We start from the raw sequence: 19,065 nt of genomic DNA, 5'->3' as shown, positions 1-19,065 counted from the left end.
ACACTCCTCAATCACCAACGCTTGCCGTCCGGCGTGTCCAACAACGGGCGCAGCCGCTCGGCGATGGCCTCGCGGGCACGAAAAATGCGCGAACGGACGGTGCCGATCGGGCAATTCATCACATCCGCGATTTCTTCGTAACTCAAACCTTCGATCTCGCGCAAGGTGATGGCCTGCCGGAGGTCGTCCGACAGGGCTTCGATCGCCGCATTGACGGTGGCCGCAATCTCCTTGCTGGCCAGCACCGCCTCCGGCGTTTCACCATCGCTTAGTTCGTTCTCCACCCGGGAAGTTTCGTCTTCGTCGTCCGCAGAGAAACGTGCGGATTCCGTCACGAGCGGGTCGCGCTTGAGTTCGACCAGGGTTTTCTTGGCCGTGTTGACCGCGATCCGGTACAGCCACGTGTAGAAAGCGCTCTCGCCGCGGAATTGCGGCAGCGCGCGGTAGGCACGGATGAACGTCTCCTGGGCGATGTCCTGGATCAGGTCGGTGTCGCGCACCATGCGCGCGATCAGGCGCTCGATCTTGCGCTGGTACTTGATGACCAGCAGTTCGAAGGCTTTCTGGTCACCGCGCTTGACGCGCTCAATCAACAGGGCATCGGCGTCAGCGCTCATGCGTGGGGGAGTTCATCGCGACCGGGGGATCGGTCGCCAAGCGTGGGCGAATATACCGCACAGCGCAGCGCATGCCAGCTTCGTTCGAGGCCTGCGGCCTGCACCGGCAGCCAGCTCGCCCGTGCCCCGGCGCCGGGGCACGGCTGCAGGCGCAGCAGCATCCAGCGGCCGAGGTCCAATGCCACCTCGACCTTGCCGGTGCAGCGGCGGTCGTCCGGCATCTGAGCTGCGCCCCAGTGCCAGAGCTGCCCGTCCCAGTGCAGCACATGGGGCGCTCGACGCCGCTCGGCCCGCCACAACACCACGGACAGCAAGACGCAGAACAGGCACAGCGCCGCACCGGGCAGCCGCGGCACCGAGGAGGTCTGCCACCAAGCTGCGGTGGCGGTCGGCGCAGCGATGGCCGCGCAGGCAAGAGCCGCGCGCCACCGGTCGAACCGGTTGACAGTGACCTGCAGGGCGGGAGCCGTGCGCATGCGGCGCCGGAACCCGGTCAGACCCGCTTGAAGACCAGCGAACCGTTGGTGCCGCCGAAGCCGAAATTGTTCTTCAGCGCGACATCGATGCGCATCTCGCGCGCGGTGTTCGCACAGTAGTCCAGGTCGCACTCGGGGTCCTGGTTGAAGATATTGATCGTCGGCGGGGAAATCTGGTGGTGCACCGCAAGCACGGTGAAGGCCGATTCAATGCCGCCGGCGCCGCCGAGCAAGTGACCAGTCATCGACTTGGTCGAGTTGACCGTCAGCTGACGCGCATGCTCGCCGAATGCGAGCTTGATGGCGTTGGTTTCGTTCGTGTCGCCCAGCGGCGTCGAGGTGCCGTGCGCATTGAGGTATTGCACTTGGTCGGCATTCACGCCGGCGTTGCGCAACGCCGCCTGCATCGAACGACGCGGGCCGTCGACGTTGGGCGCGGTCATGTGGAAGGCATCTGCGCTCATGCCGAAGCCGATCAGCTCGGCGTAGATCTTCGCGCCGCGCTTCTTCGCGTGTTCGTATTCCTCGAGCACCAGCACGCCGGCACCTTCGCCGAGCACGAAGCCATCGCGGTCCTTGTCCCAGGGACGGGAGGCGGTCTTCGGGTCGTCGTTGCGCGTGGACAGCGCACGCGCGGCGGCAAAGCCGCCCACGCCGAGCGGGGAGACCGTCGATTCGGCCCCGCCGGCGATCATCACGTCGGCGTCGCCGTACTCGATCAGACGCCCGGCTTCACCGATCGAATGCAGACCGGTCGTGCACGCAGTGACGATCGCAAGGTTCGGGCCCTTGAAGCCGTACTTGATCGACACGTGGCCGGAGATCATGTTGATGATCGAGGCCGGCACGAAGAACGGCGAGATGCGGCGCGGACCCCGCTGCGTCAGCTCGGCATGGGTGTCCTCGATCAGCGGCAGGCCGCCGATGCCGGAGCCGACAAGACAGCCGATGCGCTCGGCCATCTCCTCGCTGAGCGCATCACCCGTCGGCAGGCCGGCATCCTGTACCGCCTGGATGGACGCCGCCAATCCGTAATGGATGAAGGTGTCCATGTGGCGGGCTTCCTTGCCCGGAATGTAGTCCTCGATGTTGAAGCCCTTGACCTCGCCCGCGAAGCGGCAGGCCAGGTTCGAAGCATCGAACTTGGTGATGTGGTCGATGCCGGACTGGCCGGCAAGGAGGTTCGACCAGGACTCGGTCACCGTGTTGCCCACGGGAGAGACGAGTCCCAGGCCGGTCACGACGACACGACGACGGCTCATGCGCAGATGATGTGTTGGGCGACAGACTCAGAAAGGCCCGGTCAGGCCTTCTGGTGCTTCAGGGCGTAATCGATGGCGAGCTGGACCGTGGTGATCTTCTCGGCCTCTTCATCGGGGATCTCGATGCCGAATTCGTCTTCCAGTGCCATCACCAGTTCGACGGTGTCGAGCGAGTCCGCGCCAAGATCGGCCACGAAAGCCTTCTCGTTGGTGACTTCGGCTTCGGCCACGCCGAGTTGCTCGGCAATGATCTTCTTGACGCGTGCTTCGATATCGCTCATGACTCCTCCAGGAGGGTTTCCAAAACAGCCCGTGATTTTACGGCCGATGGGGTGACAACTCTAAGTCCCCAGTCTGCCGCGATCCCGGACGGGCTCGAACCGGTTCAGCGCCGCTGCTTCGCAGCGCCTCAATTCATGTACATGCCGCCGTTGACGTGCAACTCCACGCCCGTCACGTAGCCGGCTTGCGGCGACGCCACGAAAGCCACCGCATGGGCGATGTCTTCGGCGCGTCCGAGGCGTCCCAGCGGAATCTGTCCCATCAACGCTTCGGTCTGCTGCTCCGACAAGGCCTTCGTCATGTCGGTCTCGATGAACCCCGGAGCGATGCAATTGACCGTGATGCCGCGGCTGCCCAGCTCACGCGCCAGCGAGCGCGTCATGCCGGCGACGCCAGCCTTGGCCGCCGCGTAGTTTGCCTGGCCCGCATTGCCGCTCGCGCCCACCACCGAAGTGATACTGACGATGCGGCCGTAGCGCTGCTTCATCATCGGGCGGATCACCGCGCGGCTGAGGCGGAACACAGCCTTCAAGTTGGTGTCGAGCACCGCATCCCAGTCATCGTCCTTCATGCGCATGGACAGCGTGTCGCGCGTGATGCCGGCGTTGTTGACGAGCACGTGCAGGGCACCGTGCTCCTTGACGATGGCGTCGATCACCGCGTCGACGCCGGCGGCATCGTTGACGTTCAGGCAGACCCCCTTCGACCCTGCATGGGCGGACAAGGCCTCGGTGATGCTCTGGGCACCGGCCTCGGTGGTGGCCGTGCCGATCACTTTGAGCCCCTTGCGCGCCAGCTCCAGCGCAATCGCGCGGCCGATACCTCGGGTGGCGCCCGTCACCAGCGCGATCTGGCCTTCGAAATGCACTTCATTCATGTCAGCAGCCCCTTGACCTCTGCCAGCGACGCCGGGTCGAACACGTTCGCGCTCGCGAGTTCCGCATCGATACGCTTGACCATGCCGGCGAGCACCTTGCCCGGGCCACACTCGACCACCAGCGCGACCCCGCGGGCCTTCAACGCATGCACCGTCTCGACCCAGCGCACCGGGCCGAAGGCCTGACGGTAGAGCGCGTCGCGGATGGCCGCCGGATCGCTCTCGACCTTCACGTCGATATTGTTGACCACCGCGATGCGCGGTGCTTCGAACGCGGTGGCGGCCAGGCGCTCACGCAGCCGCTCGGCCGCCGGCTTCATCAGGCTCGAATGGAACGGCGCAGACACGGGCAGAGGCAGGGCGCGCTTGGCGCCACGTGCCTTGAGGATCTCGCACGCTTGCTCGACCGCCGCCTTCGTGCCGGCGATCACCGTCTGCTTGGGATCATTGAAGTTGACGGCCTCGACCGCCTCTCCGGCCGCCGTGGCGGCTTCTGCGCAGCCGGCCCGCACCTCGGCCGCGTCGAGACCGAGGATGGCAGCCATGCCGCCCGCGCCCACCGGCACGGCTTCCTGCATCGCCTGCGCACGAAAGCGCACCAGCGGCAACGCTGCCGACAGGCTCAGGGCGCCGGCAGCGACCAACGCGGTGTACTCGCCCAGCGAATGGCCGGCCACGACGGCCGGCTCGCGACCGGTTTCCGCGATCCAGGCGCGGTAGCAGGCCACGCCGGCGGCCAGCATCACCGGCTGGGTGTTGGTGGTGAGGTCCAGTGCTTCCTTCGGCCCTGCGGCGATCAGCCGGGCCACGTCTTCGCCGAGCGCCTGCGAGGCTTCCTGCAAAGTCTGACGCACTGCCGGGTGGTCGCCCCAAGCATCGAGCATGCCCACCGATTGGGAGCCCTGCCCAGGAAAAACGAACGCGAATTGACTCATCTCGTTGCTTCGGATCGAAGAATGGGATGGGGAAAACTCAAGAAGGGCGGCCGCGGCTCAGAAATCGAGCAGCACCGCGCCCCAGGTGAAGCCGCCGCCGACGCCTTCGAGCATCAGCGTATCGCCGCGCCGCACCCGGCCGGTGCGCACGGCGTGGTCGAGCGCCAGTGGGATCGACGCCGCCGACGTGTTGCCGTGCTCGTCGACCGTGACGATCAGTTTCTCGAACGGCAGCTGCAGCTTCTTGGCGGTTCCCTGCATGATGCGGATGTTGGCTTGATGAGGGATCAGCCAATCGATCTCGGCATCGCTGCGGCCTGCCTTCGCAAGCACAGAGCGCGCGGCCTCTTCGAGCACCCTGACGGCGAGCTTGAACACTGCCTGGCCGTCCATCTTCAGCAGGGGGTCGCCGAGCACCTGCCCCGCCGACACCGAGCCTGGCGTGCAGAGGATGCCGACATGCCGCCCATCGGCATGCAGGTCGGTCGCCAGCACACCAGGTGTGTCGCTGGCCTCGAGCACCACCGCGCCGGCGCCGTCTCCGAACAGCACGCAGGTGGTGCGGTCATTGAAGTCGAGGATGCGGGAGAAGACTTCCGAGCCGACGACAAGCGCCTTGCTGGCAGCGCCGGTCTTGATCATGCAATCGGCCACCGTCAGCGCGTAGACGAAGCCGGAGCAGACCGCCTGCACGTCGAAGGCTGCGCAACCATGCACGCCGAGCTTCTGCTGCAGCAGACACGCGGTCGACGGAAACACCATGTCGGGCGTCGAGGTCGCGACGATGATCAGGTCGATCTCGCTCGCACTACGGCCTGCCGCCTCAAGTGCGTGACGCGATGCCTGCAGCGCCAGATCGCTCGACGCCACGTGCGGGTCCGCGAAGTGACGCGCACGAATGCCGGTCCGCTCGACGATCCAGGCGTCGGACGTTTCGATCCCGCGTTGCGCCAACTCCGCCGCGAACTCGGCGTTGGTCACGCGCTTCGGCGGCAGGTAGCTGCCGGTCCCGGTGATGCGGGAGTATCTGGAAGAAGGAGCGGTCATGCAGTCTTGGCGACCGGGATCTGCGGCCCGCCGGGCGCGGCCGTGGGCAGCGCCTGCAAGGTTTCCACGATCCGGTCATGGACCCGGTCGAGCAACCGGTTTCGGGCCGCATCATACGCCCGATTCAGGGCCTGCTCGAAGGCGAAGGCATCGGCGGAGCCATGGCTCTTGAACACCAGCCCGCGCAGGCCGAGCAGCGCCGCACCGTTGTAGCGACGATGATCAACGCGGTTTTTGAAGTGATTAAGCACCGGAAGTGCGACGATGGCCGCAGCTTTGGTGAAGATGTTGCGAGTGAATTCTTGCTTGATGAAGCTCGAGAGCATCGAGGCCAGCCCCTCTGCGGTCTTGAGGGCGACGTTCCCGACGAAACCGTCGCAGACGATGATGTCGGCCCGGCCGGTGAAGATGTCGTTGCCTTCGACGTTGCCGCAGAAGTTCAAGTGACCGCCGTTGGCAACCGAACGCAGCAGTTCACCGGCTTTTTTGATGGTTTCGCTGCCCTTGATCGCCTCTTCGCCGATATTTAGCAGACCGACGCTGGGGTTGTGCTTGCCTTCGACCGCCGAGACCAGCGCGCTGCCCATCAGCGCGAACTGCAGCAAGTGCTCGGGCTCGCAGTCGACGTTCGCCCCCAGGTCCAGCACGGTGGTGTAGCCGTCCTTCTGGTTGGGCATGACGGTGGCGATCGCAGGACGGTCGATGCCGTCCAGCGTCTTCAGCACGTAGCGCGACACCGCCATCAGGGCGCCGGTGTTGCCGGCCGACACACAGGCATCGGCGGCAACGACGCCGTCCTCGCGGGGCTTGACCTGGCTGATCGCGACACGCATGGACGAGTCCTTCTTGCGCCGCAAGGCAACCTCGACGGAGTCGTCCATCTCGACGATCTCGCTCGCCGCGACGACGGCACACCGTTGCCAGCCCTGCGCAGCGGCCAACGCATCGGGGCGCCCGACCAGCAGCAATTCGGCTTGGGGATGCGCCGCCAGGAAGGCCTGGCAGGCGGGCAAGGTCACAGATGGCCCGTGGTCGCCTCCCATGCAGTCGACGGCAATGCGCACGATGCCGGACGCGCTGGACAGGACCTGCGGGGAAACTTCAGCAGAGGGATTCATCGCTGGTGACGGAGCGTCGACGCCGATGCCGGCGCTGCCGCGACCCGGGCTCAAAGCCTGCGGGCGCGCCTGAGCAACGACACCGGAAACGGCCACGGCAAAACAGGCGCCTCGCCTGGCGAGCGCCTGCACAGCCTGCCGCCGGTCGCCACGATCGGACGACTCAGGCGTCGGCCTTGGTCTTCAGGACCTTGCGGCCGCGATAGAAGCCGGTGGGGCTGATGTGGTGACGCAGATGGGTTTCGCCGGTTGTCGGCTCAATCGCGGTCGACGGGCTGCCGAGGTGCTGGTGGGCACGATGCATCCCGCGCTTCGACGGCGACTTCTTGTTCTGTTGAACGGCCATGGCTCGCTCCTTGGGAAAACCCGCGATTCTAGCATCGGGCCAAACGCGAAGGCCAGCCCCGGGGTTTTGGCCCACTGGCGCCGCGCGGACGAAAGTCACAAGGCACCCGCGCGGCGGGCGCCCGGGTCAGGACGGACGCCCCTTCTTCAGCTGGGCCAGCACGGCGAACGGGTTGGACTGCTTTTCGGCCCCGGCCGCCGGCGCTTCCGGTGCCGAGGCGGCCGGCAGCGACACCGGACAGCGGTCGTGCCGCGGCACCAGCGGCAAGGCCAGGATCAACTCGTCCTCGATCAGTTCACGCAGGTCGAGCGTGCGCGTCATCGCGAGCACGTCTTCCTCGCTGTCGGCATCCAGGGCCTCGGCTTGGGTTTCGCCCGTCACGAAGCGGAAGCTGCGCTCGGCCTCGATCCGTTCCTCGATCGGCCGCAGGCAGCGCTGGCATTCGAGCGCAACCGCGGTGCGGGCTTCGAGGTGCAGCCAGGTCTGCGCTTCTGCCCCGGTGCGCTCGACGCGCTCGCCGGTCGCAGACCATACGACCTCGCGACCCTGTACCGCCGCGTCCTCGTGCTGCGACGCCGCCAGCCGCGGCATCGACGTCAGCACCCATTGCCCCTGCAGCGAAGCAGCGGCGCGCGCGAACTCCTGCACGTCCAGGCGCAGGGGATCGAATTCTCTTGCCTTCATGCGTGGCAGTGTAGCGGCGCGCCCCGCCCCGCCCGGCGTGGAGGAAAATCGCGCGCATGGTTTTCACGCCCTCCACCGCTACGCCCCGCCGGCGACTGATCCTCGGCTCGACCTCGCGCTATCGACGCGAACTGCTCGAGCGTCTGCACCTGCCGTTCGACGTCGTCTCGCCGAACGTCGACGAGACGCCGCAGGCCGGCGAACTTCCCGCAGCGCTGGCGCGGCGCCTGGCGCTCGCGAAGGCATGGGCCGTGGCTGCGGCCTCCCCCGATGCCATCGTGATCGGGTCGGACCAGGTGGCCGATCTGGCCGGCCGCCCGATCGGCAAACCGGGTACGCACGACAATGCCGTCGCGCAGCTGCGCGAGATGAGCGGTCGCGCCGTGGTGTTCCAGACTGCCGTCGCGGTGGTCTGCCGGAGCAGCGGCTTCGAAGCGGTGCACCTCGTGCCTGTCACCGTGCGCTTTCGGACGCTCGATGACGCCGAGATCGAGCGCTACCTGCAGATCGAACGGCCCTATGACTGCGCCGGCAGCGCCAAGTCCGAAGGGCTGGGGATTGCCTTGCTCGAGGCGATCGAATCGGACGACCCGACCGCGCTGGTCGGCCTGCCGTTGATTCGCACCTGCGCGATGCTGCGCGCCGCCGGGCTCGACGCACTCGGACTTCCGGACGCGTCATGAGCGCGACCGGCAAGCTCTACTTGATGCCGACGCCGCTCGACTTCGGCACCCTGGCAGCCGACGCGGCGCCGCCCGATCTGCAGCAGGTGCTGCCGCTCGACGTGCTGCAAGTCGCCGCGCGCCTGCCGGTCTGGATCGCCGAGAACGCGAAGACGGCCCGCGCTTTCCTGAAGCGTGTCCATGGGGTGGTGCCGCTGCAGCAACCGCTGCAGGCCCTGCTGATCCAGGAATTGCCGCGTCCTGCAAAGGGCGGGCACAAGCCGGTTGCCGCTGTGCCTCTCGATCCGCTGCTCGCGGCAGCGCAAAAGGGGCAGGACACCGGCCTGGTGTCGGAAGCCGGCATGCCGGCCGTGGCCGACCCGGGCGCCCAGGTCGTCCGTCGCGCGCATGAACTGGGCATCGAGGTCGTGCCGCTGGTCGGGCCGTCGTCGCTGCTGCTGGCGCTGGCCGCCAGCGGCATGAATGGGCAGAGCTTTGCGTTCGTCGGCTATTTGCCGGTGGAGGAGGCGGCGCGCGGTGCGCGCATACGCGAGCTGGAGGCCTGTGCCCGGCGCAGCGGCCAGACGCAGATGATGATCGAGACGCCTTACCGCAACACCGCGCTGATGCAGGCACTGCTGACCCACCTGCAGCCCGCGACGCGGCTGTCGGTGGCCTGCGGGCTGACGCTCGCCGGCGGCTGGAACCGCTCGCTCAGCGTGCAGGACTGGAAACGGGGATCACGCGCTCTGCCCTCGGACGTACCGGCCGTCTTCGCGATCCATGGCGGCTGATGGCCGCGTCGGTCAGTTCTTCTTGCTGCCACCGAGCAACGCGGCCACCTTGCGCCGGGGCTTGATGTAGGGCGACAAGGCACGCGGCGCCGATGGCGCGGGCGCAGACGCCGGTGCAGGTGCCGGCGCATGCGACTCCCAGCTGGGATCGGCGTTGGGATCGGCCTCGTACGGCCGGTTGAAGAAGGGATCGTTCGAGGTGGCGGTCGCCAGGTTCACAGGGCTGCGCGGGCGGCGGGATTCGATGCGCTCGCCGTCTTCGTCCTGCCGACGCGGCGGGCGGCGCGGGCGCTCGTCGTCCAGCTCCAGTGGCTCGATCTCGATCTTTTTCTTGATCAGCTTCTCGATCTCGGAGACCAGCCGCTGGTCGCTGCGCGAGACAAAGGAGATCGCCAGCCCCGACGCGCCTGCCCGGCCGGTACGGCCGATGCGGTGGACGTAGTCCTCAGCGCTGAACGGGATGTCGAAGTTGAACACCGCCGGCAGGTCGGCGATGTCGAGGCCGCGTGCAGCCACGTCGGTGGCGACCAGCAGCTCGACCTCGTTGCGCTTGAACGCGGCCAGTGCCTTCAGCCGCTCGTCCTGAGACTTGTCGCCGTGCAGGGCGGCCGTCTTGAGTCCGTCTCGTTCCAGCGAACGCGCCAGGCGGGCCGCGCCGAGCTTGGAGTTGACGAATACGATGGCCTGGGTGAGCGAGCGCTCGCGCAGCAGGTGCCGTACCGCCCGGCGCTTGTCGTCGTCCTCGACGCTGTAGAAGCGCTGCTCGACCGTGGCGGCCGTGGCGTTCGGACGCGCCACCTCGACCAGCACCGGGTCTTGCAGGTAGCTCTGTGCCAGCTTCTTGATCTCGGTCGAGAACGTGGCCGAGAACAGCAGGGTCTGGCGTTGCTTGGGCAGGTAGCTCAGGATGCGCTGCAGGTCGGGCAGGAAGCCGATGTCGAGCATGCGGTCGGCTTCGTCGAGCACGACGTACTCGACCTGGCTGAGCGTGCAGTTCTTGGCCTGGATATGGTCCAGCAGCCGGCCCGGGGTGGCGATCAGCACTTCGACGCCGCGGCGCAGTTCGGCGGTCTGCGGTGCCATGTCGATGCCGCCGAACACGCAGGCCACGCGCAACTGCGTATGGCGGGCATAGGCTTTGACGTTGACGGCCACCTGGTCTGCGAGTTCACGCGTCGGCGCCAGCACCAGCGCGCGCACCGGGTGCCGCGCCGGTGAAGCGCTCGAGTTCTCGTGCTTCAGCATCTTGTGCAGCAGCGGCAGCGAGAACGCGGCTGTCTTGCCGGTGCCGGTCTGGGCGGCGCCCATCACGTCGCGCCCCTCCAGGACGATGGGAATCGCCTTGGCCTGAATGGGCGTCATCGAGGTGTAGCCCTGGTCGGCAATCGCGCGTTGCAGCGTGTCGCCGAGGGGAAGAAGGGAGAACTCGCCGCCCGAGACGGGGGCCTGGGAAGCTTCGGTCATAAGCCGTCGATTATCGTCTACCCGCTTGACAGCGCCGCGAAATCGTCAGATTCGGCCCTTTTCGTCATGTGGAAGCGTGGTATTCCGGCACGATCCGCCGCAGCCACTGCCGGACTTCGTGGTCCGACACCAGGCTGCAGGCAAGCTGCAGCTGCGCCGGCAGGTCAGCATCCAGCTGCAGATGATTGAGTCGCGCGACGCGCAAGCGTGCGATCGGCGTGGCGATGCTGGTGTCCGCGTCGGCCAGCAGTTCCTCGTAGAGCTTTTCGCCCGGGCGCAGCCCGGTGAAGACGATCGGGATCTCGTCGAGCGTGCGGCCGGACAGCCGGATCAGGTCCTGTGCCAGGTCGGCGATGCGCACCGGCTCGCCCATGTCGAGCACGAACACCTGGCCGCCCTCGCCCATCGCGGCGGCCTGGATCACCAGCCGCGCCGCCTCGGGGATGGTCATGAAGTAGCGGGTGATCTGCGGGTGCGTCACGGTCACCGGGCCGCCGCGCGCGATCTGCTCCTTGAACTTCGGAATCACGCTGCCGCTGGAGCCGAGCACATTGCCGAAGCGCACCGCCATGAAGCGCGTCGCATGGCCTTGCGCCGCCATGTGCGAAACCACCATCTCGGCCGCACGTTTGGTCGCGCCCATCACATTGGTCGGGTTGACGGCCTTGTCGGTCGAGATCAGCACGAAACGCTCGACGCCAGCCTCGGCCGCGGCCATCGCCGCACGCCAGGTGCCGAGCGTGTTGTTCTGCAACGCTGCCCAGGTGTTGTCTTCTTCCATCAGCGGCACATGCTTGTAGGCCGCCGCGTGGAACACCACCTGCGGTCGCCATGCGGCGAAGGTGCGGCGCAGGTGTTCGGGGTTCTTCACATCACCGATCAGACGCACCAGGGTCAGGTGCGGGAAATGGATGGTGAGCTCCTGTTCGATCGAATAGAGCGCGAACTCGCTCAGCTCATACAGCACCAGCCGGCTCGGGCCGTAATGCGCCACCTGGCGGCACAGCTCGGAGCCGATGCTGCCGCCGGCGCCGGTGACCAGCACCGTCTTGCCGTTCAGGCATTCGGAGATGCCGCCTTCGTCGAGCTGCACCGGCTCGCGGCCCAGCAGGTCTTCGGGCTCGATCTCGCGCACGCGGCTGACCTGCGAGCCTTCGCGCAGCTCCTCGGCCGACGGCACCGTCAGGACCGGCAAGCCGGTCTGCGCGGCCTGCTCGATCAGCCGGCGCCGGTCGGGCAGGCGCAGCGACGGCATCGCGACGATGAGATGGGTGATGCCCTGCTGCTCGACGTGCCGGGCCAGTCGGTTCAAGGGCCCCAGCACCGGCACGCCCCCGATGCGCGCATGTTGCTTGGCCGGATCGTCGTCGAGCAGGCCGACGATCAGGTAGCCCTGGTGCTGCAAGCCGGCCAGCAGCAGGCGAGCCGCCTCGCCGGCACCGAGCACCAGCGCCCGGCGTGACTCGACGTCACCACCGGCCATGCGTGAGCGCATGTGCTCGTAGAGCATCCGGTAGCCGATGCGCACGGTGCACAGGCCCATCAGCGCAACGACAGGGTGCAGCGCCAGCACAGCGCGCGGCACCTTCGTCAGCTGCGCCATCAGCACGATCACGGCGCCGACCAGCCCCGCCGCGAAACAGCCGGCCGCCAGCCGCTTGGCTTCGCCAAACCCCGAGAAGCGCCACATGCCCCGCGGCACGCCGAGCCCCCAGAAGATCAGCAGGTACAGCGCCACCAGCCCCAGCATCACCAGCGGGTCGTAGGCGGGGCGGGCGCTGAGCCAGCGGTCGAAGCCGAGCCGGAACAGGTAGGTGATGTTCCAGCACAGCGCGATCACCAGGCCGTCGATCAACAGAGCGAGCGGCTGCCGGCGGGGGCGCATGAGCGTCAGGAAGGCGTCGAGCCGTTGCCACACCATCGCGTCACCGGCTCAGCAGGACCTGCAGCGTGCGCGCGAGCAGCCGCAGGTCGGTCCACAAGGTCGCATGCTCGACATATTGCTGCGCGTAGTGCAGCTTGCGCGGCAACACTTCTTGCACATAGGTGCGCTCGGGGTCGGCGGAGCGTGCGAGCAGTTCGCTCTCGCGCCGGTACTCTATCGATGCGAGGTCGGTGATGCCCGGCCGCACCGACAGCACCTTGTCGCGCACCGGCGCGGGGTACTGCTGCACGTAGCGCGGCACTTCGGGGCGCGGGCCGACCAGGCTCATCGTGCCTTGCAGCACGTCGATCAGCTGCGCCAGCTCGTCGAGCTTGGTCCGGCGCAACACCGCGCCGACCCGCGTGATGCGCGGATCGTTGCCCACCGTGATCTCGCGGCCCCGCAAGGCCGGATCGTCGACCATGGTGCGGAACTTGTGGATGCGGAACGGCACGCCGAAACGCCCCACCCGCTCCTGGCGAAAGAACACCGGGCCGCGCGAGTCCAGCCGGATCGCGAGCGCGATCAGGGCGAACAGCGGCCACAGCAGCAGCAAGGCGGCGGTGGACACGACCAGGTCGAACCAGCGTTTGCCCATCGCGCCTCAACCCAGGATGCGTCGCAGCGCATCGACCACGCGCTGCACGTCGGCGTCTGACATGCGCGTGTACAGCGGCAGGCTGAGCATGCGTTCGTAGGCTTGCTGGCTGTGCGGAAACTGCCGCGGGGCAAGACCGTAGCGGTCGCGCCAATACGGATGCAGGTGCAGCGGGATGTAGTGCACACTGCAGCCGATGCCGGCGTCGAACAGCTGCTCGATCACGGCATCTCGATCCACGCGCGCGTCGTCGGCGAGCCGGACCGCGTACAAGTGCCAGGCGTGACGGTCACCCGCCGGTGCGTCGGGCGGCGCCACGAGGGGCAGGCCCCGCAGACCTTCGGTGTACTGCCGCGCGATCTGCTCGCGCCGCTGCTGGAAGGCGTCGGCGCGGCGCAACTGGTGCAGGCCCAGCGCGGCGGCGATGTCGGTCAGGTTGTACTTGAAGCCGGGCGCGACGATCTCGTAGTACCAGCTCGGCACCTTGGCGGTGAAGCGGTCGAAGGCGTCGCGGTTCATGCCGTGCAGGCGCATCACCTTCGCACGCTTCGCCAGCTCGGCGTCGCGGGTGACGAGCATGCCGCCTTCGCCGGTGGTGATCGTCTTGTTGGCATAGAAGCTGAACACGGTCGCGTCGGAGGCGAGCGTGCCGACCAGCGAGCCGCCCACCGTCGTCGGCAGCGCGTGCGCTGCATCCTCGACCACCTTCAGCCCATGCTTCGCAGCAATCGCGAGCAACGCCGGCATGTCGGCCGCGAGGCCGGCGAAATGCACCGGAACGATCGCCTTGGTGCGCGGCGTGATGGCCGCTTCGACGGCGGCCGGGGCAATGCACAGCGTCGCCGGATCGATGTCGACCAGCACGACGTCCGCCCCGAGGTAGCGCACCACCTCGGCAGTGGCCGTGAAGGTGTGCGTCGTCGTGATCACCTCGTCGCCGGAACCGATGCCCAGCGCCTCGAGCGCGAGGTGCAGGCCGGCGGTGGCTGAATTCACCGCGATCGCTTTGAGTCCGGTACCGGCCCCGCCGAGGTAGTCGACGAAGGCCTGTTCGAAGCGCTTGGCCTTGGGGCCGGTCGTGATCCAGCCCGAGCGCAACGTGTCGACGACCTCGGCGATCTCGTCTTCACCGATCTCGGGCAGCGCGAAAGGCAGGAAGTCGGCAGCAGTCATTGCGGTTTCTGGATCCAGGCCAGCACGTGGGTGCGCAGCGGCCAGCGGTTGAACAGGGTGTACAGCGCCGGGTGCATGCGCACCACGGCTCGAGCGAGCGGCGGCGCCAGGGTCAGGCGTTCGGCGCGCAATTGCCCGTGGGGGAACAGTGCGCCTACCCGCGACAACGGCACCCCGCGGACGTCGGGGTTGCGTGGATTGTCCACCGTGAAGTCGTACCACAGCACGCCGCCGCCCGGCCGCACCCAGTGCCACATCGTGTCGGCCAGGCGCTGCTGGAAGGCATCGTCGAGCAGCGACGAGAACACGGTCGACTGGTAGACGATGTCCTGGCTGGCCTCGGGCAGCAGGCGGGGCGCTTGCACGGCATCGGCGCAGTGCACCGCGACGGCTGGCGGCAGCAGGTGGCGCGCCTCGCGGGCACGCTCGGGCAGCAGCTCGATGCCGGACAGATGCTGGGGCGCGAAGCCCATGCGCAGCAGCTCCAGCAGGTTGCCGCCGGTGCCGCAGCCGACCTCGGCCAACCGCAGCGGCGCCGGATCGCACCAGCCCTGCGCGACCAGCACCCGGGCGATCGCACGCTGCCGCTCCTGCGTGGCCAACAGCGCCGCCGGGTTGAGCAGGCTGTAGCGCCACTCACCGCTCGCGCGGCGCGCATAGCGGGTCTGCACGGCGGTGGCTTCGTCGTGAGGAACGGACGTCGGGTCGTGCGGCATGGCGTTTGCAGGCCGTTCAGCGGGTCAGCCGCGCGAAGCGCTCGCGCCCGGCCGCCGCGCCGCGCCATACGTCGAACCAGCCGCACAGCGAGCCGATGCCGTAGCCGAAGTGGTAAGCCGCGATCACCGCCGGCAGGCGCCACCACAGGCCCCAGCCGGTGCGCGACGCGGCGGCGGTGCTCGCCGCCAGCACGGCCCCGGCATAGACGCCGGCGAGCGCTGCAGGCACGCCCGCCGGCATCCCGAACGGCAGCAAGGCCGCCGAGATGCCGAGCGCGAGCACGAACACCGCCGGCACGAGGTGCCGCAAAGCCGCCGGCTGGCCGTGCTTGCGCATCACGAAGGGCTTCCAGTAGCCGTACTGCAGGTACTGGCGGAACAGCGCGCCCAGCGAGCCGCGCGGACGATAGCAGCTGCGGACCGTCGACGACTGCCAGACGCGGCCGCCGCCCTTAACGATGCGCAGGTTGTGCTCGTCGTCCTGATTGCGCACCAGCGTCTCGTCGAAACCACCGAAGCGCTCGAACGTGGCGCGCGGCCAGCAGCCGAGGTAGACCGTGTCGACCGGCCCGTCGTAGCCGAGCTGGCGCGAGCGTGCCCCGCCGGCCAGCCAGCGCGATTGGAACGCCGCAGCGATGGCTCGCTGCATCGGGGTATCGCCTTCGGCACGCCACGGCCCGCCGACGTTGTCGGCCCCGCTCGTCGCCAGGGCATGCAGGCATTGGGCGATGTAGTCGGGCGCGTAGGTGGTGTGCACGTCCATGCGCACGATGACTTGCCCGTGCGCGCATTCCAGCGCGCGGTTGAGGCCGGCCGAGACGATGCCCGCTGGGTTGTCGATCATGCGCATGCGCGCGTCCTGCGCGGCCAGCCGCCGCAAGGTCTGGGCGGTGCCGTCGTCGCTGCAGCCGTCGGCGACCACCACCTCCAGCGACCAGCCATCCGGCAACGCCTGTTGCGCGACGCTGGCACAGAAGGCCTCGATGTACGGGCGCTCGTTGCGACACGGCACGATCACGGAGACGATCCGGCTCATCTGCGCCCCCCGTCGAGCAGGCCCCGATAGAGCGTGTCCACGCGGTCCATCTGGGTTCGCCGTGCGGCATGCGGGTCGACGCGGGCACGGTTGTGACGCCCCATCGCCAAGGCACGGGCGGGGTCGTGCAGCAGCTCGCGCAAGGCCAGCGCCAGCGCGTGCGGGTCGCGCGGCGCCAGCAGCCAGCCGCCCTGCGCGTCGACCCACTGCCGGTTCGCGGGCAGGTCGGATACCACCACCGGCAGCCCCGACGCCATCGACTCGAGCAGCGCGACCGAGGTGGCGTCGCTGTCCGGGATGGACACGCTGACGTGCGAGCGGTTGACGAGCTGCGCGAGCCGGTCCTCGTCGACACGGCCGTGGAAGTGCACCACGTCGTCGAGGCCCAGCGCCTGGGCCGTCGAGCGCAGCCGTGCCTCGAGCGGCCCGCCGCCGAGCAGGTGCAGCTCGATCGCCGCGCCAGGCTCGGCCGCACGCAATCTCGCGGTCGCGTCGAGGATCACGTCGATGTTGTAGTTCGGCTCCCACGCGCGCAGGCTGGCGATGCGGAACACCGGGTCGGTGCTCGGGTAGGGACGGAACTTCTCGGTGTCGGCACCCCAGTAGATCTGGTGCAACGGCGCGCGCGGACGGTAGCGTGCCATCGCGTTGAGCATGTCCTGGCTGTCGGCGGTGATCAGGTCGGCGCGGCGCAGCGTCCAGCCGGTCACCGCGTGCACCAACCGGCTGCGGTGGGGGGACACGAGGATGTCGGAGCCCCAGCCGGTCAGCACCAGCGGCCGCCGCCCGCTCGCCGCGGCCCACAGGCCGTAGGAGGTGACGTAGTGTCCATGCACGATGTCGGGGGCGAGTTCGGCCGCGAGCCGGCGCACGCGCGGGACGGCCGCGAACCAGGGCCAGTTGCCGTCGGGCGTGTCGAGCGGGTGCACGTCAGCACCGGCGATACGCTGGAAGTGCCGCGACAGCACCGAGCAGCGCCAGCCGCGTTCTGCCATCGCGCCGACCCAGCGCTGCGTGTGCACGCTGCACGCATCGGCGCAGAACAGGATGTGGCCGTGGCCGCTCATCGTGGTGCCTGCGGCCAGCCGATGCCGCAGTAGTGCGCAGCGATCTCGGGGTGGCGCTGCAGCCAGGCTGCGTCCATCTCGCGCACGTCACCGACCACCTGTGCCGGCTGGCCGCCGACGATAGCGAAGTCGGGGAATTCGCCGTCGACGTAGCTGTGCGCACGCACCAGCACGCCGCGTCCCAGGCATGCGCCGGGCGCGATGACCGCGCCGGGGCCGATGAAGCAGTATGGGCCGATCACGGTAGCGGCCCGGGTCAGGCCCGCGGGCTCCGGGTGCCCCCAGTAGCGGCGTCCCATCAGCCGCACCGCCACATGGCTGGAATGGCTGAGCACCGACACGTGGTTGGTGATCTGGGTGCCTTCGCCGATGCTCAACCCGCCCGAAGCGTCGATGAAATTGAAGTGGCCGATGAAGACGTGATCCTCGATCTGCAGTTGCTGCGGGCTCTGCAGTTCGGCCGCCGTGCTGACACGCGTGTGCAATAGCCTCGCGCCGTCGTGGCGACGATAGCCATAGGCCATGCGGGGGCCGATCAGGCGGCGCAGCAGCGAATGAGCGAAGAGCTTGAACATCGGTGTCGGGTTGCGGCCAGCAGTCTACCGGGCAGCCCGCTGCAGCGGCGAGACGAGATCGCGCCGCAGGCGCTGCAGGTCGGGCCGCAGTACCTCGCGCCAACTCAAGCCGGCATGCCGGCGGAACAATGCCAGTCCCCAGCCGATCGCCAGCAGGTAAGACGCCGACGTGGCGATCGCCGCGCCGGCGGCGCCCACCCGCGGCACCAGCAGGAAGCAGACCACCACGTTGACCGCCAACGAGGTCGACGCCACCGCCGCCGACAACTGCGGCCGCCCCAGATAGTTGGTATAGAAGGCCGACAGCGTCGACGCGCTGGCGTAGGCCCAGACGCCAGGGAGCAGCCATGCCAGCAGCGGCAACGACGCGGCGTAGGCGGGGCCCAGTACGGCCGGCAGCCCCCACCACGCGAGCGCGACGAGCGCCGGCGAGACGAGCACCAGTACGGCCAGGTTCAGGTGCACGACGCGCACCGTCAAGGCGGCGGCCCGCGCCCGGTCGGGCTGCCCGATACGGGCATAAGCCGCCACGCTGACCGACGAAGAGACGAACCACAGCAGCTCGGCCACCGTCACCGCCACGGAATAGACACCCGCCTGCGCCAGACCCGCGATCCGCTCGACGATGAACAGGTCGACACGGTAGTTCAACCAGCTGATGAGGTTGGTGACGCCGACCACCGCGCAAAACCCCGCCAGCGGCGCCCAATCCGACCAGGCGATGCGGCGCAGCCCGAAGCTTGCGCTTGCATGGACCGCCGCCGCGACGCCGACAACGGCGCGCGCGACGACCCACGTCGTCGCCATCGCCATCGCATCGAAGGCCCCCTTGGCGACCAGCGGCAGCAGGGCCAGCGTCAACAGCGGCGGCCCGACCGTCAGCAGGTTGATCGGGCCCATGCGCCCGCGGCCGAGATGCAGCCCGGACACCGTGGGCGTCAGCAACAGAAAAGGCGCCGCAGCGGCCAGCAGCGGCAGGTAGCGGTAGGCCGGGTCGCCGCCCGACAGATGCGCTGCGCCGGCAAACACACCCGCACCCACCAGGCCGGCCAGCAGGCAAAGCAACAAGGCACTCGTCAGCCACACCCCGGCTTCGTCACCATGGTGCGACACGCGGCGTGCCACCGCGAGACCGATGCCGGAGAACAGCGCCGCATACACCGCCTCGGTGGCGACCAGCAGCGAGAACATGCCCTGCTCCAGCGGCCCCTGGCGCGCGACGATCGCGATGATCGTCATGCCCAGCGCCACGGCCAGGGACTTCGCGACGAAGTGGCTGATCGCGCCGCGGGAGATCGAGGAAGAAGACATGCAGGGGACGCGAAGAGGGGCCGCGCGAAGGTGGCGCGATGATACGTCGGCCCCGCACCTGCCCGCGGCAGCAGGCGCTCGCGACAGCCCCGCCCGGTAAA

21 protein-coding genes are annotated in these 19,065 nt (G+C 68.4%); 2 read left to right on the top strand and 19 right to left on the bottom strand.

All coding sequences use genetic code 11. From position 1 onward, the window contains the following. Positions 1-11: 11 nt before the first annotated feature. The 10 genes from rpoE to M8A51_RS15085 form a co-directional block, all read right to left on the bottom strand. Positions 12-617 (bottom strand): RNA polymerase sigma factor RpoE, encoded by a 606-nt coding sequence (gene rpoE / locus M8A51_RS15130; RefSeq protein ID WP_251779300.1) that lies wholly within the window; start codon positions 615-617, stop codon positions 12-14. Beyond that, the gene (locus M8A51_RS15125) at positions 614-1,093 is read right to left on the bottom strand and encodes a hypothetical protein (protein ID WP_251779299.1); all 480 of its coding nucleotides are present in this window, start codon (positions 1,091-1,093) and stop codon (positions 614-616) included. The genes rpoE and M8A51_RS15125 overlap by 4 nt, the downstream gene beginning before the upstream one ends. A 17-nt stretch (positions 1,094-1,110) precedes the next feature. Then, positions 1,111-2,355, bottom strand: a complete 1,245-nt coding sequence (gene fabF, locus M8A51_RS15120; RefSeq protein WP_251779298.1) for a beta-ketoacyl-ACP synthase II — start codon at positions 2,353-2,355, stop codon at positions 1,111-1,113. Between the two features lie 41 nt (positions 2,356-2,396). Next, positions 2,397-2,636, bottom strand: coding sequence for an acyl carrier protein (gene acpP, locus M8A51_RS15115; RefSeq protein ID WP_104299861.1), 240 nt, complete (start codon positions 2,634-2,636; stop codon positions 2,397-2,399). A gap of 128 nt (positions 2,637-2,764) precedes the next feature. Then, on the bottom strand, positions 2,765-3,514 hold the full coding sequence (fabG, locus tag M8A51_RS15110) for a 3-oxoacyl-ACP reductase FabG (protein WP_251779297.1): 750 nt from the start codon (positions 3,512-3,514) through the stop codon (positions 2,765-2,767). Further along, a complete protein-coding gene (fabD, locus tag M8A51_RS15105) occupies positions 3,511-4,449 on the bottom strand; it encodes an ACP S-malonyltransferase (protein ID WP_251779296.1) in 939 nt (312 codons plus the stop codon). Before fabD ends, fabG begins: the two co-directional genes overlap by 4 nt. A 57-nt stretch (positions 4,450-4,506) precedes the next feature. Continuing rightward, complete coding sequence (locus M8A51_RS15100; protein WP_251779295.1) at positions 4,507-5,496, bottom strand: beta-ketoacyl-ACP synthase III; 990 nt, start codon at positions 5,494-5,496, stop codon at positions 4,507-4,509. Continuing rightward, on the bottom strand, positions 5,493-6,614 hold the full coding sequence (gene plsX / locus M8A51_RS15095; RefSeq protein WP_251779294.1) for a phosphate acyltransferase PlsX: 1,122 nt from the start codon (positions 6,612-6,614) through the stop codon (positions 5,493-5,495). The genes M8A51_RS15100 and plsX overlap by 4 nt, the downstream gene beginning before the upstream one ends. Before the next feature lie 163 nt (positions 6,615-6,777). Next, positions 6,778-6,960 carry a 50S ribosomal protein L32 gene (gene rpmF / locus M8A51_RS15090; protein WP_251779293.1) on the bottom strand — a complete coding sequence of 61 codons (183 nt, stop codon included), beginning with the start codon at positions 6,958-6,960 and terminating at the stop codon, positions 6,778-6,780. A gap of 126 nt (positions 6,961-7,086) precedes the next feature. Then, entirely contained in the window at positions 7,087-7,644 is a 558-nt protein-coding gene (locus M8A51_RS15085; protein ID WP_251779292.1) for a YceD family protein, read from the bottom strand. A gap of 56 nt (positions 7,645-7,700) precedes the next feature. On the opposite strand from M8A51_RS15085, the gene M8A51_RS15080 reads away from it, so the two are divergent. Beyond that, positions 7,701-8,327, top strand: coding sequence for a Maf family nucleotide pyrophosphatase (locus M8A51_RS15080; RefSeq protein ID WP_251779291.1), 627 nt, complete (start codon positions 7,701-7,703; stop codon positions 8,325-8,327). Continuing rightward, positions 8,324-9,100: an SAM-dependent methyltransferase gene (locus M8A51_RS15075; protein WP_251779290.1), complete on the top strand. Its 777-nt coding sequence runs from the start codon at positions 8,324-8,326 to the stop codon at positions 9,098-9,100. Before M8A51_RS15080 ends, M8A51_RS15075 begins: the two co-directional genes overlap by 4 nt. A 12-nt stretch (positions 9,101-9,112) precedes the next feature. Here M8A51_RS15075 and M8A51_RS15070 read toward each other — a convergent pair whose 3' ends face one another. The 9 genes from M8A51_RS15070 to M8A51_RS15030 all read right to left on the bottom strand — a co-directional run bounded on the left by M8A51_RS15070 (position 9,113) and on the right by M8A51_RS15030 (position 18,964). Further along, positions 9,113-10,564, bottom strand: coding sequence for a DEAD/DEAH box helicase (locus M8A51_RS15070; RefSeq protein WP_251779289.1), 1,452 nt, complete (start codon positions 10,562-10,564; stop codon positions 9,113-9,115). A 64-nt stretch (positions 10,565-10,628) separates the two neighbouring features. Beyond that, positions 10,629-12,485 carry a polysaccharide biosynthesis protein gene (locus M8A51_RS15065; RefSeq protein ID WP_251779288.1) on the bottom strand — a complete coding sequence of 619 codons (1,857 nt, stop codon included), beginning with the start codon at positions 12,483-12,485 and terminating at the stop codon, positions 10,629-10,631. A 4-nt stretch (positions 12,486-12,489) separates the two neighbouring features. Beyond that, positions 12,490-13,086 carry a sugar transferase gene (locus M8A51_RS15060; RefSeq protein ID WP_251779287.1) on the bottom strand — a complete coding sequence of 199 codons (597 nt, stop codon included), beginning with the start codon at positions 13,084-13,086 and terminating at the stop codon, positions 12,490-12,492. Between the two features lie 6 nt (positions 13,087-13,092). Continuing rightward, complete coding sequence (locus tag M8A51_RS15055) at positions 13,093-14,259, bottom strand: DegT/DnrJ/EryC1/StrS family aminotransferase (RefSeq protein ID WP_251779286.1); 1,167 nt, start codon at positions 14,257-14,259, stop codon at positions 13,093-13,095. Continuing rightward, complete coding sequence (locus tag M8A51_RS15050) at positions 14,256-14,975, bottom strand: class I SAM-dependent methyltransferase (protein ID WP_251779285.1); 720 nt, start codon at positions 14,973-14,975, stop codon at positions 14,256-14,258. Before M8A51_RS15050 ends, M8A51_RS15055 begins: the two co-directional genes overlap by 4 nt. Before the next feature lie 16 nt (positions 14,976-14,991). Further along, the gene (locus M8A51_RS15045) at positions 14,992-16,011 is read right to left on the bottom strand and encodes a glycosyltransferase family 2 protein (RefSeq protein ID WP_251779284.1); all 1,020 of its coding nucleotides are present in this window, start codon (positions 16,009-16,011) and stop codon (positions 14,992-14,994) included. Next, positions 16,008-17,078 (bottom strand): glycosyltransferase, encoded by a 1,071-nt coding sequence (locus M8A51_RS15040; RefSeq protein ID WP_251779283.1) that lies wholly within the window; start codon positions 17,076-17,078, stop codon positions 16,008-16,010. Before M8A51_RS15040 ends, M8A51_RS15045 begins: the two co-directional genes overlap by 4 nt. Continuing rightward, positions 17,075-17,653: an acyltransferase gene (locus M8A51_RS15035; RefSeq protein WP_251779282.1), complete on the bottom strand. Its 579-nt coding sequence runs from the start codon at positions 17,651-17,653 to the stop codon at positions 17,075-17,077. The genes M8A51_RS15040 and M8A51_RS15035 overlap by 4 nt, the downstream gene beginning before the upstream one ends. A 24-nt stretch (positions 17,654-17,677) precedes the next feature. After that, complete coding sequence (locus tag M8A51_RS15030; RefSeq protein ID WP_251779281.1) at positions 17,678-18,964, bottom strand: lipopolysaccharide biosynthesis protein; 1,287 nt, start codon at positions 18,962-18,964, stop codon at positions 17,678-17,680. Positions 18,965-19,065: the final 101 nt, after the last annotated feature.

Source organism: Caldimonas mangrovi (genome assembly GCF_023721835.1).
In the GTDB taxonomy this organism is placed as follows: domain Bacteria; phylum Pseudomonadota; class Gammaproteobacteria; order Burkholderiales; family Burkholderiaceae_C; genus Caldimonas; species Caldimonas mangrovi.
The sequence above is the reverse complement of the archived record's forward strand: the minus strand, read 5'-3'. Positions and strand labels throughout refer to the sequence as shown.

Bases quoted from the DNA above. Each gene is read 5' to 3' on its own strand.
- M8A51_RS15085 (WP_251779292.1), bottom strand. From the start codon at position 7,644: ATGAAGGCAAGAGAATTCGATCCCCTGCGCCTGGACGTGCAGGAGTTC.
- plsX (WP_251779294.1), bottom strand. From the start codon at position 6,614: ATGAATCCCTCTGCTGAAGTTTCCCCGCAGGTCCTGTCCAGCGCGTCC.
- M8A51_RS15060 (WP_251779287.1), bottom strand. From the start codon at position 13,086: ATGGGCAAACGCTGGTTCGACCTGGTCGTGTCCACCGCCGCCTTGCTG.
- M8A51_RS15040 (WP_251779283.1), bottom strand. From the start codon at position 17,078: ATGAGCGGCCACGGCCACATCCTGTTCTGCGCCGATGCGTGCAGCGTG.
- M8A51_RS15070 (WP_251779289.1), bottom strand. From the start codon at position 10,564: ATGACCGAAGCTTCCCAGGCCCCCGTCTCGGGCGGCGAGTTCTCCCTT.
- acpP (WP_104299861.1), bottom strand. From the start codon at position 2,636: ATGAGCGATATCGAAGCACGCGTCAAGAAGATCATTGCCGAGCAACTC.
- M8A51_RS15065 (WP_251779288.1), bottom strand. From the start codon at position 12,485: ATGGTGTGGCAACGGCTCGACGCCTTCCTGACGCTCATGCGCCCCCGC.
- M8A51_RS15080 (WP_251779291.1), top strand. From the start codon at position 7,701: ATGGTTTTCACGCCCTCCACCGCTACGCCCCGCCGGCGACTGATCCTC.
- fabF (WP_251779298.1), bottom strand. From the start codon at position 2,355: ATGAGCCGTCGTCGTGTCGTCGTGACCGGCCTGGGACTCGTCTCTCCC.
- M8A51_RS15125 (WP_251779299.1), bottom strand. From the start codon at position 1,093: ATGCGCACGGCTCCCGCCCTGCAGGTCACTGTCAACCGGTTCGACCGG.
- M8A51_RS15045 (WP_251779284.1), bottom strand. From the start codon at position 16,011: ATGAGCCGGATCGTCTCCGTGATCGTGCCGTGTCGCAACGAGCGCCCG.
- rpoE (WP_251779300.1), bottom strand. From the start codon at position 617: ATGAGCGCTGACGCCGATGCCCTGTTGATTGAGCGCGTCAAGCGCGGT.
- rpmF (WP_251779293.1), bottom strand. From the start codon at position 6,960: ATGGCCGTTCAACAGAACAAGAAGTCGCCGTCGAAGCGCGGGATGCAT.
- M8A51_RS15050 (WP_251779285.1), bottom strand. From the start codon at position 14,975: ATGCCGCACGACCCGACGTCCGTTCCTCACGACGAAGCCACCGCCGTG.
- M8A51_RS15030 (WP_251779281.1), bottom strand. From the start codon at position 18,964: ATGTCTTCTTCCTCGATCTCCCGCGGCGCGATCAGCCACTTCGTCGCG.
- M8A51_RS15035 (WP_251779282.1), bottom strand. From the start codon at position 17,653: ATGTTCAAGCTCTTCGCTCATTCGCTGCTGCGCCGCCTGATCGGCCCC.
- fabG (WP_251779297.1), bottom strand. From the start codon at position 3,514: ATGAATGAAGTGCATTTCGAAGGCCAGATCGCGCTGGTGACGGGCGCC.
- M8A51_RS15100 (WP_251779295.1), bottom strand. From the start codon at position 5,496: ATGACCGCTCCTTCTTCCAGATACTCCCGCATCACCGGGACCGGCAGC.
- M8A51_RS15075 (WP_251779290.1), top strand. From the start codon at position 8,324: ATGAGCGCGACCGGCAAGCTCTACTTGATGCCGACGCCGCTCGACTTC.
- fabD (WP_251779296.1), bottom strand. From the start codon at position 4,449: ATGAGTCAATTCGCGTTCGTTTTTCCTGGGCAGGGCTCCCAATCGGTG.
- M8A51_RS15055 (WP_251779286.1), bottom strand. From the start codon at position 14,259: ATGACTGCTGCCGACTTCCTGCCTTTCGCGCTGCCCGAGATCGGTGAA.